Raw genomic sequence first — 750 nt, 5'->3', positions numbered from 1 at the left:
TTCAAACCGCCAATTTTTCTCGGAGTTGCAACGTTCAGCTTTTTCCTAGGCGGTTTAGGATATTGGGCGGCTACCGCAAAGTTAGAGAGTGCTGCTATCGCTTATGGAGATTTGTCTGTTCTAACCAAGCGGCAAGAGATACAGCATTTAGAAGGCGGTATCATTGAAAAACTATATGTTCAAGAGGGCGATTTGGTAAAGAAAGGCCAGCCGCTTGTTCAATTATCGCAACGTCAGCCAATGGCCAAGTTAGATGCAGTTAGTGGTCAGTACATTCACACGCTAGCGAAGGAAAACCGGCTGAGTGCCGAATTGGATGAATTAGCGGATATCTCGTGGTCTGGTGATCTAGAAGCGATTCCTCGTGTAAACATCGTAAAAGAAGCACAGTTAGTGCAAAACAAAATCTTTACTGCCAGAAAGCGTTTTTTTGAGAGCAAGCTTAGTATTATTGAACAAAGTATTTCTGGTGCGAGCTTAGAGCTCGAAAATCTTAAGCAAACCAAAGTCATCGAAAGAGAACGCCTCAACTTTATTGAAGAAGAAATTGCAAGTAACCAAGCTTTGGTCCAGAAGGGGTTTTCTGGCAAATCCACTTTGTTGCAACTCAAACGGCTTGCCGCAGAGGTTCGCAGTACTCTAAGTCAGCTTGATCGGCAATCTTTAACCGTTGGGAAAAGGTTAGACGAGAACCAAGCCAAGATAGAAGAGTTAAAGCTCGAAAGATTGAATGAAATCGTCGAAGAGTTG

At 43.3% G+C, this 750-nt stretch carries 1 pseudogene; it reads left to right on the top strand.

Features of this window, described 5'->3' with window-relative positions:
* Window positions 1–750, top strand: a pseudogene (locus tag R7P74_RS26185) (biotin/lipoyl-binding protein); the annotation flags it as partial.

This window comes from Vibrio sp. 2033 (genome assembly GCF_033339735.1).
The sequence above is the reverse complement of the archived record's forward strand: the minus strand, read 5'-3'. Positions and strand labels throughout refer to the sequence as shown.